The sequence below is a fragment of the Pseudomonas sp. TH06 genome (assembly GCF_016651305.1).
Lineage (GTDB): Bacteria > Pseudomonadota > Gammaproteobacteria > Pseudomonadales > Pseudomonadaceae > Aquipseudomonas.
Map to the genome: position 1 here is coordinate 4,697,403 of NZ_JAEKEC010000001.1, position 14,697 is coordinate 4,712,099.

The following is a 14,697-nucleotide window of genomic DNA, read 5'->3' on the forward strand; positions in this document are numbered from 1 at the left end:
CAGGGTGATCAGCGGGGGATCCGATGTTGCATAGATTAATGACGTTCTTTGATCGCCATAAAGTGTTTTGCTACGCATTGGGCGTGATCCTTTCCGTCGGTGGAGGGCTGCTGCTGGGCAATCTCTACCGCGCACAGGCCGAGCAGCGTTACCGGATCGATACCCAGGCCATGACTGAGGACTATGCCGCGCGCCTTGGCGCCTGGAACGCTGACGGCTTCGCCATTGGCGCACTGTCGATGCTCGGGCGGCATGCGCAGTCGCTTAAACAGGTGATCAGCGAGCCTGCGCCTTCGACCGCTTTGAAAGTAGAGGCCGCCACCCCATTGAAAAGCCTCGCCATGGTGGTTGGCGCAGGTCATGCCTATGTCGTCAATCAGCAGGGTGTGATCGTGGCGGCGTACGATAGCCTTGGGCGTTCGGTGGAAGGGTTGAACATAGGCTTTCGCCCCTATTTCAAGACCGCGATGCAGGGCAAACCGACTGTCTACGGTGCCATCAGTCGCACACTGGGCCAGCGCATGTTTTACATGGCGGCGCCGGTGTATGCCTCCAGCACCAGCCAGGAAAAAGCTATCGGCGTGGTGGTGGCGGGTTTTGATGCGCGGATTCTGGACGCTGAGCTGAATAAAACCACCCGCCACCATCTACAGATGATTCTCTCGCCTGGTGGGGTCGTGCTGTCCTCCAATCTTTCTTCGCTCTTGCTCAAGTCTGACCGGTCGTGGGCACCTGAGACATTTACCGGTGATGTGCGCCAGCAATTTGGCAACTACCCATTCACCAACGGCGTACCTGAACGGCTGCCGTTCGATGTCGGGCAACCGGTGGTGTCATTCGAGGGGCAGCGTTACGCCGTGTCCCGGGCCAGTTTCGACTGGAACGACCCGAATGGTTCCTGGGCCGTGATCAGCCTGGACAGCCTGGATGCAGTCCTTTCCGAAGGCCAGTTTCTGTTGATCGAAGGCGCCAGTGCGCTGTTGTTATTTCTGATGTTGTGGGCCGGCCTGCGGCGGCTGACCGATGCTGTGCAACACAAGCGTGATATGCAACGTATCGAACAGAGTGAGCGGCGCCTGGATCTGGCGCTGCAAAGTGGCGCGTTGGGCTTGTGGGACTGGAATGTCAGCCTGGGCACCATTATCAACAACGATGTCTGGATGCGGATGCTCGGCTACAGTCAGGCGGAGCTTGATCGGACATTCGGCAATGGTCTGGAACGCTGGACCTGCCTGGTTCATCCCGAAGACCGGGAACCGGCCATGACGAAGCTGATGGACCACCTCAATCATCGCGTCGGCGAGTATCGCGCCGAATACCGGATGCGCCACAAGAGCGGGCGCTGGTTATGGGTACTGGACATCGGCAAGGTCATGGAACGCGACGCTCGGGGCGAGGCCATTCGTGTGACCGGGGTGCTGCAGGACATCACCAAGGCAATCGAAGTGCAGCGATCCATCGTGGACAGTCAGACCAAGCTGCAGTCGATGATTGCGAACATTCCCGGCGTCGTGTTTCGCAGTCTGCCCAGTCGTGAGCGCGAGATGGTATTTCTCAGCGATGCCATAGAAACGCTCAGCGGCTACCCCGCGCACCATTTCCAGTCCGGGCATGCCTATCGGGATATCGTTCACCCCGATGACCTGGAGATTTTCAACCGCAGCCTGGACAGCACCAGCTATATCCTCGAATACCGGATCATTATGGCCAGCAACGAAGTGCGTTGGGTCTATGACAAGGGCCAGATCATCCAGAGCGATGGCTCACCGCAGTACCTGGACGGGGTTATTTTCGATATCAGCGAGCGCAAGGCCGTGGAGGCGCAAGTACAGCAGTCACGCCAGGAGGCGGAGCTGGCGACGCAAGCCAAGTCCGAGTTTCTCGACAACATGTCCCATGAAATCCGCACGCCGTTGAATGCCATCATCGGCATGGCGCATCTGGTCCTGGATATGCCGTTGGAGAGGGCGCAACGACAATGCATCGAAAAGATGGACCGTGCGGCCAAGGGGTTGGTGAGTGTCGTCAACAGCGTGCTGGACCTGTCCAAGATCGAGGCCGGCAAGTTAAGTATCGAACAGGTCAGCTTCGATCTTCCTGAGATGGTTCAGGATGTGCTCGGCCTCGTGAGCCAGCGCGCCCGTGAGCGGAACATCGAGCTGCGGCTGGATATCCCTTCACACTTGAGTCGTGTCTATATTGGCGACCCGTTTCGCCTCACTCAGGTGCTGATCAATCTGGTGGACAACTCGATCAAGTTCACTGACGTCGGGCATGTGACCCTCGGTGTGCGCCAACTGAGCCAATGGAGCGACACCGCGATGCTGTGCTTCAGCGTCGCCGACACAGGCGTGGGCATGAGTGAGGAGCAGCGCATCCGCTTGTTCAGCGCCTTTGTCCAGGCCGACCCGTCCATCAGCAGACGGTACGGCGGAACGGGGCTGGGGTTGACGATTTCCAGGCGCATTGTGCGTCTGATGCAGGGCGATATCTGGGTCAACAGCATCGAGGGGCATGGCAGTGAGTTCAAGTTCACGGCCCAGTTGAAGTTGGCGCACCCTGCGTCGACCAAAGAACTGACGCCCAGACCCGTTTGCTGTGCGGTTAATACCGGTGGTGTTACCACGCTCGCTGATTCGGGAATGTCCACCTGCGACTATGCGCAGCTATTAGCCGGTACGCGAATCCTCGTGGTGGAGGACAACCTGTTGAACCAGGAGGTGGTGGACGGGTTACTGCAACACGCCAAGGTCCATGTGGTGATGACGGAGAGTGGAGAAGAAGCGCTTAACCTCTTGATGCGCGACGCACAGTTCGATGCCGTGCTGATGGACTGCCAGCTTCCCGTCATGGACGGCTACGAAACGGCCAGGCAGATTCGCCTTCATGCTCATTTGCAGCGGCTGCCGATCATCGCGGTCACGGCCAACATCCTGGCGGATGTGAAGGGCCGAGCCTTATCTGCCGGAATGAACGATTGCATTACCAAGCCGCTGGAGATCAAGGCTTTCTACCGGACTCTGGCGTGCTGGATCAAAACGCAGGAATTGCAGGTGCTGCCGTCGGTCATTGAGTCACCGTCGGCGGCAATAATATCCCGACCGGAGTCATTGCTGGCCCTCGACGGCTCCTCGATCAACACCGCCCTTGGCCTTGCGGTGGTCAATCAGGACGAAGCGCTCTACGCGCATCTGCTACGGATTTTTTATGCGGATAATCAGCAACTGCTTGAGCATCTCTGGCTTGCTCATGAAGCTTTGGACACGACCACCATCGGCCGTCTGGCCCACAGTCTGAGGGGGTGTGCCGGGCATATCGGGGCGACGGCGCTGCAAGAGGCTGCAGGATTGCTGGAAGAAGGCTGCACGCGCGAGGATGATACTGCGTCGTTGATTCACCACTTGGCTGACTGTCTACGGCCGGTGCTGGCTGATCTTGCCGATTTTACGGCCCAGGCGGTGCCCCCAACGGCTGTCAGTCCGCCTCTGACAAATGACGAAAAAGATCTGCAACTGGATCGACTCGCTCGTTTGCTGGTGGAGGACAATGCTGAAGCCCTGAGCCTGATCGACCGCCTGTGTCAGCAAGACGACGGCGCCGGTTTGCGGGTTATCCAGGAACTGATCTATGACCTGGAGTTTGCCCAGGCCCACGCGCTACTGGTGCACTACCGCCAGTCGATCACCGACCGCTTGCAGTGAGGAGCGCCTGACAGGCCGCCACACGCTCCTCACACACTTGCACCAGTCGACGGTGCAGGGCCCGCAATGGTTCGCAGATCTGCGAACGGTGCGACACCACCAGGTTCAGCGGGGCCGGATCCCCCAGCCAGCCGCCCAACAATGGCAGCAGGCGGCCGGCGGCCAAGTCGTCGGCGACAGTCAACAGCGGCAGATAGATCACACCATGGCCGGCCAGGGCCCAACGGCGGGCAGCGTCGCCATCGTCGCAGTGAAAGAGTCCCTGCACCCGCACCTCTTCGACCTCGCCCTGGGCATGGAAGCGCCAGCGCGATTCCGGGCGGCCGATGCTATGGCTGATGATGCAGTCGTGTTCACCAAGTTGCGCCGGTGTGACGGGTGCCGGGTTTGCGGCCAGATAAGCCGGGGCGGCACAGACAATGAAATGGTGGTGTTTGAGTACCGGCAGTTCCACCAGATCCAAAGACAGGCTGCGGCCAAAGCGCAAGGCTGCGTCGAACTTTCCTTTGAGCAGGTCTTCTTCCTTGTCGCTCAGAGACAGCTTGATGTGCAGTTTCGGCTTCTCCTGCTTCAGTTGGGCCAGCAGGTCGAGCAACAGATGGCGCCCCAGGTCTGAAGACACGGTGAGTTCGAGCATGCCGTCATCATGAGTCAACGAGCGCTTGCCCATGGCCAGGATCTTCAGCGCATGCTGCGCGCTTTCCAGATAGCGTGCGCCCTCGGAGGTGAGTTTCATGGTGCGGGTGGAGCGGGTAAACAAGCGCACGCCCAGGCGGTTTTCCAGACGCTTGAGCGCCATGCTGGCAGCGGCGGGGGTGATGGACATGGCACGAGCAGCAGCCGACAGGCCTTCCAACTCGGCGATGAGTACAAACAGCTCTAGATCTTCCAGGTTGGCCATAGTGAATACTCGCTGTTTGCTCAGAGGCCGGGAAAGTTAGAGGAGGCGGTGAGCATCGCTGCTGACAGTGCCTGCTGGTCACTGGGCAGGCATGACATCAGTTCCTGGTGGTCGAGCATCTGTCTGAAGGCGTGGGCATGCCGTTGAGGTAGATCGATGCCGGGTTGCAGAAACGCCAAGTGATAGGTCAGGGCCAGGGTGAACAGGCGTGTCGACAGTGGCGTGGACTCAAGATCTTTAGCGCTTGCCCGACTATCGAGCAGAGCGCTGGCGTGGCTGATGCTCCAGGCCAGGTTGAGCAGACGGTCTTCCGGGTCGACATGGTTGAGTATTTCCTCAATCAGCAGCCGGCTGTTGACGAGCGCCTGGGAGAGACTGGCATACGGCTGATTGAGGCCGACCAACGCCAGGCAGGCAGCGCTGCGAAACTCCGCCGGGTCGCTTTCGACGACGCTGTTGTCGAGCAGGATTGTCAGGGTATCGAGGAGCGCATCCAGGCGAATGTGTGGGTTTTGCGCCAGCTGCAGCGCCAGTGCACAGATAAAACCGTCACGCATATTGCTGCCCGCTGACGGCTCGGCGGCCGGTTGCGGGCTATGCAGCGGTTTGTCCCGGTACCCCAATTGCGCCGCCACCCGGGCCAACACGACTGGCGGCGAGATCGGCTTGGCGATGTAGTCCGCAGCGCCCAGCAGCAAGCCAAGACGTTCGTCCTCGATGCTGCTGCGCGAGGTCAGGAAAATCACCGGAATGGTCGCCGTGGCCGGATGGTTTTTCAACTCACTGAGCACCTGGAAACCGTCCATGCCTGGCATGGTGATATCGAGAATGATCAGGTCAGGCCTGGAACTATGAGCCAGCTCGATACCGCGTTCGCTGTTCTTGGCCAGCAGCACTTCGTATTCAGTGGTCAGCGTCTTTGACAGTACGATCAGCGACTGCGGATCGTCGTCGATGGCCAGGACGGTATAGGAATTGGAGAGGCGCGCTGCGTGCATGGGATATTCGCCTGTGCGAGGTAGGCCGGCATTCTAGCGTATTTGCCGTCAGGCATCCTTGCTCAGAGCCTTGTATTGTCGTCGTTGTAATCGTGAAGATTCAAACTCGATCCTCACCTGCAACGCTAGGTAAGCTGAGAACTCGACGGCGGATAAAGTTCGTTGAGCACCGTCATCAGTGCGCGCTTGCGTGGGTTTTCCAGGCCGAGCCAAGCCACACCGATGCCCGCGCCACTCATGGGCAGCGCCAGCGGTCGAATCACTACACCGACCGGCAGTGCCGATGCCGCGCCACTTGGCAAAATGCCGATGCCCAGACCGGCAGCCACCAACGCCAACTGGGTGGTGAATTCGCCCATTTCCCGGGCGATCGTTAAAGTCACTTTGCGTCGGTGAAAACCTGCGAGCATCTGGTCATACAAACCGGGGGCGAATTTGCGCGCCAGTACCATGACCGGATGTTCGGCCAGGTCCTGAGGCTTGACACGACGTTGGCTGCACAGCGGATGTTCTGGCGGCAGCGCCACCACCAATGATTCTTCGAAAAGCATGCGGGTGTGCACGCCAGACACATTCAAGGGCAGGCGTACCAGACCAAAATCCAGGGCATTGTCCAGCAAGGCCCGCGCCTGCGGTAGCGAAGGCATGTCCTTGAGTTCCAGTTCGATACGCGGGTAGCGCTCCTCCAGCGTACGCACGAGCAACGGCAACAAGTGCGACAACGTTGAGGAGACAAATGCCAGACGCAATATGCCCACTTCTCCGGCCGCCGCTTGCTGTAACACCTCAAGGGCGCGTCCCGCCTGACGCAATGTCGCCAGGGCCTCGGGCAGAAACAGCGCTCCTTCCTCCGTCAATTCGACTCGGTGCCGGTCACGCTCGAATAACTGCGCGCCGACATCGTCCTCCAGAGCTCGTATCTGCGCACTCAAGGCGGGCTGGACAATGTGCAGACGCGCGGCCGCACGACCAAAGTGCAGCTCCTCAGCCAAGGTCGCAAAAGCCCGCAGATGCTTGAGTTCCACTGTTGTGCTCCGATTTCATGCAGATTCTGGTGATCACGATTGGTGATTACAGCATCACCATAAACGATTGGCGTGACATGGCGATAGCGATTGAAAGTGAGGCCATGGTCAACTCGTGAATGGTAGGGAAATCCGCATGATCGACAGTTTTCGTCTGAACGGGCGCAGGGCGCTGATCACCGGTTCGGTACGCGGCATTGGCCTGGCCCTGGCTCGAGGGCTGGCGCAAGCGGGCGCGCAAGTGGTGATTAATGGGCGCGATGCCAAACGCGCCCAAAGTACCTGCGCGTTGTTGCGCGATGAAGGCCTTGAGGCTGAGTACGCGGTGTTCGACGTGACCGACCACCAAGCCGTCGCATCGGCGGTCGATGAATTGGAAAAGCACTCAGGCCCGATCGACATACTGATCAACAACGCCGGATTGCAGCATCGTCAGGCACTTGAGGATGTCAGTGCCGAAGATTGGCACCGGCTGATGAGCACCAACCTCGATGGCGTATTCAATGTGTCCAGGGCTGTGGCCCGACACATGATCGCTCGCCGGCGCGGCAAGATCATCAACATCGGCTCCGTGCAAAGCGAGCTGGCCCGGCGCTCCATTGCGCCTTACGCCGCCAGCAAGGGCGCCGTGCGCATGCTCACCCGTGGCATGTGTGCCGATTGGGCCGGCCATGGTCTGCAGATCAACGCACTGGCCCCCGGCTATTTCCAGACCGAGCTGAACCAGGCGCTGATTGATGATCCAGTGTTCTCTGACTGGCTGATGCAGCGCACGCCCGCCGGGCGCTGGGGCAGGGTAGACGAACTCTGCGGCGCGGCGGTTTTCCTCGCCTCCTCAGCGTCCGACTTCGTTAACGGTCAGACCCTTTTCGTCGATGGTGGCTTGACCAGCGTCGTCTAACTCTCGCAAAGGACTCCACGATGCCTCAATCCCTGCCAACCCTCTGCGGCTCCATCATGGGCTCGCCGTTTTCGCTCTCGGCAAAGATCCACAATGCTGCTTACGCCGCCCTTGGCCTTGACTACACTTTTGTCTGTTTTGGCGTCGAGGATCCTGTGGCTGCGGTGGCGGCCATTCGCGCTCTGGGCGTGCGCGGCATGAACGTTTCGATGCCCTACAAAACGGCAGTCATGCCGTGTCTGGACAGCATCGATGAGTCGGCCCAGGTGATTGGCGCGGTCAACACGATCAACAATGTCGACGGCGTACTCACCGGCTATAACACCGACTACCTGGGCGCGGTACGAGCACTGGAGGAGGTCACCGAACTGCAAGGTAAGCGCATCGCCGTGATCGGTGCCGGCGGCGCTGCCCGTGCGGTGGTTTACGGTTGCTTGCAAGCGACGGCTGAGGTCACGGTATTCAACCGCAGTATCGAACGCGGCACTGTCCTCGCCGAGGATCTGGGTGCGCGGTGGGGCGGCAGCGTCGAGGTGTTCACGGCCGAGACTTTCGATATCGTCATCAATGCCACTTCCGTTGGCTTCAAGCAGCCGGACAGCAACCCGCTGGACGGCCGACTGGCCCGTCACCTGATCGTCATGGATGTGGCGTTCATGCCGGTGCAGACCGCGTTGCTGTTGCAGGCCAAAACACTGGGGTGCCGTACCGTGCCCGGCACCCGCATGTTGGTGCACCAGGCCTGTCGGCAAATCGAGTTGTACACCGGAAAAGAGGCGCCCATCGACATTATGGAGCAGGCCATGCTCGAGGAAATACAGCGCTTGAAACTGTAAGTAATCCACCGACCAGTCAATAACAAGATGCCGTAAAGGCACCTGGAGGTACCCCATGATTCACGATCATTCAGCAACCGACATCGCCTCGATCGCCGAGGTGCAAGTGCACAAGAAAGACTTGCACCGCGCCGCTTGGGCCTGCTCCCTGGGCAGTGCTCTGGAATACTACGACTTTGCGCTTTATACCCTGGCTTCGGCGCTGATCTTCGGGCCATTGTTCTTTCCTGATCAGACCCGCGCCATGAGCCTGATCGCCAGTTTCGGTACCTACTTTCTCGGTTTCGCGATACGGCCGCTGGGCGGGGTCCTGTTTGGCATGATCGGTGATCGCGTCGGCCGAAAGTTCGTGCTGGCGTCGACGGTGCTGCTAATGGGTATTTCCAGCACGCTCATCGGTGCGCTGCCAAGCTTTCATCAAGTCGGCTATCTGGCACCGGTGCTGCTGGTGATTCTGCGTTTGATGCAAGGGTTGGGCGCGGGTGCCGAACAGGCTGGAGCGGCGGTGATGATGACCGAATACGCCCCTGAAGGTCGGCGCGGTTTCTACGCTGCGCTGCCTTTCCTCGGCATCCAGTTGGGCACCATCCTCGCCGCGTTGGTGTATTTCCTGGTGGTCAGCGGCAATGACAATGTGATCGAAAGCGGGCTGTGGCGCTTGCCGTTTTTCAGCAGCGTGGTGATCGTTGCATTGGGTCTGTACATGCGTCTGTCACTCAAGGAATCGCCGACCTTCATCCGCCTCAAAGCGCTCAAGCGCGTATGCGAGAACCCGCTGAAGAGCGCGATGAAACACTCCAGACCGACCTTGTTGATCGGCATCGGACTGCGCCTGGGGGAAAACGGTGGTTCGTCGATTTACCAGGCTCTGGCGGTGAGCTACATCGTTGGCGTGGTAGGTCTGCAAGGGCCGGTGGGTGTGCTGACCCTTATCTGCGCGGCCAGCCTCGGCGCGCTGACCGTACCGATTGCCGGCAAGCTCAGCGATCGGTTTGGTCGAGTCATCGTCTATCGGGCCTTCGCGCTGGTGCAATTGGCACTGGCGTTCCCGGTGTGGTGGGTACTCAGCCTCGGCAACGTCGTGGCAAGCATCATTGCCATTTCGATCGCACTGGGTATCGGCACCTGGGGAATGTTCGGGACTCAGGCGGCGCTGTTGCCTGAGCTGTTCGGCTCACGCCACCGCTATATGGGGGTGTCGATTGCCCGGGAAGCGTCGGCAGTGATCGCCGGTGGCATTGCGCCAATGATTGGAGCCGGCATTATTGCCCTGGTGGTGGCGAGCCACGACGGCGACGCCAACGCCGGTGTCGGTGCCTGGCTGCCGATTGCCTGCTACCTGACGCTGCTGACACTGATCACTCTTTACAGCACATTCAAAACGCCAGAAACCCTCAATCGTGATCTGGACGAACCGCGTGATGCCTGGGACATGGCCAGTGCCGGCGCAGCGCTGCCTGTTGAGCGTGGAAGTCGTAAACGTACGCGAATAGCGTGACCAGGTCTGATCTCATCTTGGCCAACACGTTGTCGAGATTGACTGGAGGAGGGTGGGCGCCTGGATCCGAACGCCTATCAGCGTAAAGCCACTTTGGGAACGGAGTGTAAGCCGAAAGTGGATGTGCTGATGGAATTCCAAAAATGAGGTTAGAGTGTTCATCCATGTCTGTTTTCGCGCAATTGCACCAAGCGGTTCCAGCGAACCTGCAGAGCCATAAACTGTATATCTACCGTTATGTGAACAATGAATCGTCCAATGTTCGTTTCTCTGGATGGGCCCAAGGGCACCGGTAAAACCACGCTGTTGGAGGCCGTTACAAAAGCACTGAGGGCCGATAACCAAAAAGTTATCCGACTTTGCGAGCGTAAAAGAGATCCCTACAGGGGTGAAACCATGGCCCTGGTTAACGCCCTTGCCAAGAATCCTTCCAGGGAACTTGAGTGGTCTGTGTGCCAGGCTTTTGCTGAAAGCCGTAGCTGGATTTCCCGACATGTGCTGACTGAGCAGCCGCCGGGCAGCATCATCCTGATCGATCGCTGGTATCCGTCTGACGCCGCATTTCGCCATTCCGTGCCGTTTGCCGAGATTCTCCAGTTGAACATGGATCGAGACGTACGAGTGCCAGACCTGCATGTCGGCGTTGTCACTGCGCCGGATATTTCATGGGCGCGGGCAACGACGCGATCGCGAGGACTGGGCGGCACTGTGATCCAGAAGTATGCGGAGCACGTAACGTGTACCGAGAAGTTCGAGCAAGCGGTTGCAGATCACGGCTGGGTTTTATGCCGCAACGAAGGGACCGTCGAAGAGGCAACCGCGCAGGTGATCAGAGAGATCTATAAAGTGCTGCGGTGATTGTCGGAGTGGAGACAGACGTTGCTATGAGCGTGCGTAGCGTAATACATGATTTAACATAATATACATTACACGTAACAATATGTTTCTGGATTAGCCCGTTTGCCTAGTGGATTTCAACCTACAGAATCGACCTGAATCCGAGCTACGGCGTTTCCTTGATTTCGATGCCGCTCAACCCTCACCACGCGTCAGCTTTTCAATCAGCGTTCGATGCTGTGGAAATTGCCGCGTGAGTTTCTGCCGATCAGCCATTTCCATATCGGCAAAATCAAATCCTGGCGAAACGGCTTCGCTGATCAGCCCAAATCCGTTCTCGCCGTCGAGCAACCGTGAAGCTTTCCAGATTCCACCCGGTACATGTAATTGCAAAAGCTGTCCTGCCAAAATGTCGCTGCCCATCACTAATGTCTGTAACGAACCATCCGCATGGATCAGGCTGTACTCAATGGCGTCGCCTATGTGGAAATAATGCAAGATGTCGGATCGATTGAAATGAAACTGGCCCACCGGTGATTGCCGATCCAGAAGATAGTAAATCGAGGTCATCAGATACCGTGGGCCGCTGGGGGTTTCGAGTGGGTCGCGATGATCTGCCTGATAGGTTCTACGGAAATAACCACCTTCAAGGTGAGGTTCAAGATTCAACGCTCCAATGACGGCTTCAGCCTTGGCGCTAAACTCAATCATGGTGCCTTCTCCGTCGAATATGCTTCTAATTTCGTGTTAGCTCGACTAAACGGCTATTTAGTAGAGTTATAGAAAAGCAAATCTGTGCCGGCCTTTTCGGAGGTTTCCGGTGCATATTCGATATTCGATAATCGCTGATCGTCAGAGTAAACAGCAATACTACAAGCTGTTACTCGACCATGGATTCAAGCGTTCTGGCCACATTGTCAACGCTTTTCCGCCAATTCGGCCTTCAACACTGAGCGAGCCCTGAATAGCCTTCTGGTAGTGGTAACTTCAAGGGAAGTGTTGACTCTTGGCGACATCGAGATTGGCCTGACTACGTCACCCAGTTGAAAATCGGCACGTTGGTTGAGGGGATGAAGCCCCCTGCCCCCTGCCCCTCTACGAATAACTGACCGAGGTCGCGCGGCAAACCATCGCTCAGTGGCATTACCGGTTTAGCCATTCTTCCCGCTCCCGAAGAAGCGATTTTCCACCCTTTGCAACCCGAGGTTTTCCCGCAGGCTGCGGCCTTCGTACTGCGTGCGGAATAGCCCGCGCCGTTGCAGTTCAGGCACCACCAGATCAACAAAATCATCGACGGCACCCGGCAGATGAGTGAACAGCACATTGAAGCCATCCGCTGCATATTCTTCATACCAGGTGGCCAATTCGTCGACGATCTGCGCCGGCGTGCCAACCTGAACCTTATGCCCACTGGCCGACAGGCTGCGCAGCAGTTGCGCGACTGTCGGACGCTCGCGACGGATCAGATCGACCACCAGTTGCTGCCGGCTCTGGTGCCCTTGCGTCGGCGCGAGATGTTCCGGCAACGGCACCACGGCGTGCAATGGCAAGGCCGACAGATCAATGCCAAGGTCAAGCAGCCAGGACAAGCCCTTGAGCATCACTTCGGGGTCGAGTAGTTCTTGCAACAGCTGGTACTTTTCTTCGGCCTCGTTGAGGGTTCGGCCGACGCTCGGCGCAATGCCCGGAAAGATCTTCAGTTGCCCGACGTCTCGCCCGTAGTGCGGCAAACGCTCCTTGAGGCCGGCGTAAAAAGCTTTGCCCTCCTCCAGGGTTTGCTGGGCGGTGAACACCAGTTCAGCGCTGCGCGCCGCCAACTCTCGCCCCGGGCCAGACGAGCCGGCCTGAGCGATCAACGGCCAACCTTGCAGGGGGCGCGGCGCGTTCAACGGACCGCGAACCTGGAAGTGTTGGCCGTGATGCTCAAGCACGTGCATTTTCTCGGTATCGAGCCAGGTGCCTGTGACCTTGTCTCGCACAAAGGCATCATCGGCCCAGCTGTCCCAGAGTCCCGTTACCACGTCGAAAAACTCTTCGGCCCGAACGTATCGATCAGCATGCGCCAAGGGCTGGGCATGATTGAAATTTTCGCCGCCAATCAAACCGGTTACCAGGTTCCACCCGGCTCGACCACCGCTCAGGTGATCGAGTGAAGCGAACTTGCGCGCAACGTTGTAAGGCTCGTTGTACGACGTATTGACCGTGGCGATCAAACCGATGTGTTCCGTCAACACCGCTAGTGCCGGCAGTAGCGTCAACGGGTCCCAGCGCAAGCTGTAAGACGTGCGGCTGAGCACCCGTGGATCGAGGTTGCCCACCGCAACATTGTCATTGAGAAACAACGCATCGAAGCAGCCTCGTTCCAGCGTTTGCGCGTAGTGCCGATAGCGCTGAAAATTCAGCGAAGCATCGGCATCCGCCTGTGGGTGACGCCAACTGCCACCGTGCGCGCCGGAGCCGGACAGAAAGGCCCCAAGGCGTATTTGCCCCGGACGTTCAGCCACGACCCGACCCCTCTCCGGCGAGTGCCTGCGCCGTTTTTGCCCCGCGCAGCAACCAGGCCACCGAGGCCCAGACACTGAGGCTGGCCACCGCCAGAAACACCATGACCGCACGATAGCCATTGAGGAACGCGCCCTGCACATCATCCAGCGGCAGTGCGGAAAAATGATGATAGATCCCGACGCCGAGCGCCAACCCGAGACCGCCACCCACGTTGTGCAACGTCATCAGCGACCCCATGGCTACCGAACCGACCTGCTGCGGCACCGAAGAAATTCCCAACACCGTCGATGGCCCGAGAATGCTCGCCCAACCCAGGCCCATGACCACGAACGCGGCCAGGACATAGGCCAGAGACGTCTGGCGATCAAAACCGGCCTGCAACAACGCCGACACCACAAACAGCAGTAACCCGGTCTTGATCAGCAACGCCGGCCCCTTGCGATCCACCAACCGCCCCACAAGCGGTGACAATACCGCGACCCCAAGTGTGGTCGGCAACAGCAACAGACCGCTGGCCTGAACGTTTTCGCCGCGAATCAACGCCAGGTAAAGCGGCATGACAAAAAACGCCACGCAGTAAAACAGCGCCAGGCCGAAACTGGCGGTCACCGCGGCCACGAAGCGCCGGTTGGCGAATAACCGCAAGTCGATGATCGGCGCCGCGACACGTTTTTCCACCTCGATGAACGCCCAGAGCGCCAGCACCGCCAGACTGATCAAGCCCAGCGTAAACGGCGAACGCCAACCCCACGCTGCGCCTTGCACGATCACCAGCACCAGGCTTGGCAGCCCAACCAGCAGCAAAATCGCTCCCAGCCAATCAAGCCGGGCGCCTGTCTGCTCAGCCCGGGACTCATCGACGCTGACGCTGCAAATCGCCAGGCTGAGCAGCACCAACGGCACGTTGACCAGGAAGATCCATTGCCAGCCGAACGCGCTGGTAATCACTCCGCCCAACACCGGCCCGATGGCCAGCCCGACGCCATTGACGCCGAACAGCACACCGAACGCCTTGCCTTGTTCGGCGCTGTCGAATGTGCTGGAAACAATGGCGCCGGACGCGGTATAGAGCACCGCGCACGCAAGGCCTTGGACGATTCGCGCGGCGATCAACTGGTCGATGTTGCCGACCAGGCCGGCCGCCAACGAAGCCAGACCAAACACACTCAGGCCGATGAACAGCACGCGTTTGCGCCCATGCACATCCGCCAGCCGCCCGACCAGCACCATAAAACTCGACAGCGACAGAATGAAACCGTTGATGACCCACTGCAAACTGTCGACGTCCGTCCCCAGATCTTGCTGCAACGCCGGCAGTGCGGTGTTGACGATGGTGAAATCGACGCAGCCCAGAAAACTGGCAATGCTCACTCCGAGCAATGCCCACCACTTGCGTTGCTGTTGCGCAAAAACGCTCATGGAAACTCCTTGTTCAATTGAATAAAAACAGCGTTACGGTGATGCACTACGGCAGGAGCGCTCGCTCCGCCGTTTT

11 protein-coding genes are annotated in these 14,697 nt (G+C 58.8%); 5 read left to right on the top strand and 6 right to left on the bottom strand.

Going from position 1 to position 14,697, the window contains the following annotated elements; genetic code table 11:
* Positions 1-23: 23 nt before the first annotated feature.
* A complete protein-coding gene (locus tag JFT86_RS20935; protein ID WP_242489504.1) occupies positions 24-3,701 on the top strand; it encodes a PAS domain-containing protein in 3,678 nt (1,225 codons plus the stop codon).
* On the opposite strand, the gene JFT86_RS20940 is transcribed toward JFT86_RS20935, so the two are convergent.
* The 3 genes from JFT86_RS20940 to JFT86_RS20950 form a co-directional block, all read right to left on the bottom strand.
* Positions 3,682-4,602 carry a LysR family transcriptional regulator gene (locus tag JFT86_RS20940; protein WP_201233402.1) on the bottom strand — a complete coding sequence of 307 codons (921 nt, stop codon included), beginning with the start codon at positions 4,600-4,602 and terminating at the stop codon, positions 3,682-3,684. The two genes, JFT86_RS20935 and JFT86_RS20940, sit on opposite strands and share 20 nt — an antisense overlap.
* Positions 4,603-4,622: 20 nt before the next feature.
* Positions 4,623-5,600 carry a response regulator gene (locus tag JFT86_RS20945; RefSeq protein WP_201233403.1) on the bottom strand — a complete coding sequence of 326 codons (978 nt, stop codon included), beginning with the start codon at positions 5,598-5,600 and terminating at the stop codon, positions 4,623-4,625.
* A gap of 125 nt (positions 5,601-5,725) precedes the next feature.
* On the bottom strand, positions 5,726-6,625 hold the full coding sequence (locus JFT86_RS20950) for a LysR family transcriptional regulator (RefSeq protein ID WP_201238146.1): 900 nt from the start codon (positions 6,623-6,625) through the stop codon (positions 5,726-5,728).
* A gap of 136 nt (positions 6,626-6,761) precedes the next feature.
* Here JFT86_RS20950 and JFT86_RS20955 point away from each other — a divergent pair, with 136 nt between their 5' ends.
* The 4 genes from JFT86_RS20955 (at position 6,762) to JFT86_RS20970 (ending at position 10,718) form a co-directional block, all read left to right on the top strand.
* A complete protein-coding gene (locus JFT86_RS20955) occupies positions 6,762-7,526 on the top strand; it encodes an SDR family oxidoreductase (protein WP_201238147.1) in 765 nt (254 codons plus the stop codon).
* A gap of 20 nt (positions 7,527-7,546) precedes the next feature.
* Complete coding sequence (aroE, locus tag JFT86_RS20960; protein ID WP_201238148.1) at positions 7,547-8,362, top strand: shikimate dehydrogenase; 816 nt, start codon at positions 7,547-7,549, stop codon at positions 8,360-8,362.
* A 55-nt stretch (positions 8,363-8,417) separates the two neighbouring features.
* Complete coding sequence (locus tag JFT86_RS20965) at positions 8,418-9,860, top strand: MFS transporter (protein WP_201238149.1); 1,443 nt, start codon at positions 8,418-8,420, stop codon at positions 9,858-9,860.
* A 246-nt stretch (positions 9,861-10,106) separates the two neighbouring features.
* Positions 10,107-10,718 (top strand): dTMP kinase, encoded by a 612-nt coding sequence (locus tag JFT86_RS20970; protein WP_201238150.1) that lies wholly within the window; start codon positions 10,107-10,109, stop codon positions 10,716-10,718.
* 174 nt (positions 10,719-10,892) lie between these two features.
* Here JFT86_RS20970 and JFT86_RS20975 read toward each other — a convergent pair whose 3' ends face one another.
* The 3 genes from JFT86_RS20975 to JFT86_RS20985 form a co-directional block, all read right to left on the bottom strand.
* Positions 10,893-11,408, bottom strand: a complete 516-nt coding sequence (locus tag JFT86_RS20975) for a cupin domain-containing protein (protein WP_201233406.1) — start codon at positions 11,406-11,408, stop codon at positions 10,893-10,895.
* Between the two features lie 440 nt (positions 11,409-11,848).
* The gene (locus tag JFT86_RS20980) at positions 11,849-13,201 is read right to left on the bottom strand and encodes an LLM class flavin-dependent oxidoreductase (RefSeq protein WP_347340317.1); all 1,353 of its coding nucleotides are present in this window, start codon (positions 13,199-13,201) and stop codon (positions 11,849-11,851) included.
* Positions 13,194-14,621, bottom strand: coding sequence for an MFS transporter (locus JFT86_RS20985; protein WP_242489505.1), 1,428 nt, complete (start codon positions 14,619-14,621; stop codon positions 13,194-13,196). The genes JFT86_RS20980 and JFT86_RS20985 overlap by 8 nt, the downstream gene beginning before the upstream one ends.
* Positions 14,622-14,697 lie beyond the last annotated feature (76 nt).